1 protein-coding gene is annotated in these 340 nt (G+C 59.1%); it reads right to left on the minus strand.

The features are described 5' to 3' along the window. The coding region (locus ACLBYB_RS32905; protein ID WP_447701391.1) for a hypothetical protein at positions 1 to 340 on the minus strand (340 nt) is incomplete at both ends.

Consider the following 340-nt stretch of genomic DNA (forward strand, 5'->3'; position numbering starts at 1 on the left):
GGTAGATGTGCCGACAGGGATATCAAATGGTATTGTGATCTCGGCTCCGGGAGGCACACGCATCCCCGTGACGAGTTCGCCACCGTCAGGAAATGACAGGATTGCAGTTCCCCGTGCCCGGCCGCCTTCCTCGACATAGCTGCCGCGATAGATGCCGCCGCCTACGTCGAGGCCTGCCACCTTTCCGTTGGCGAGCGCTAGAGAGCCGGACGCTTGGTCAGTGCGCGCCTGGAACCCGACTCGAAAAAAGCCGCCCATCACAACCTCGTAACCTTTCTGCCGCCTTGCTTCAGAATGTTTTTTCGTAACCCCGTGAGCCTGACCAACGACGAGCATTTTC

The sequence above is a fragment of the Methylobacterium sp. D54C genome (assembly GCF_053345595.1).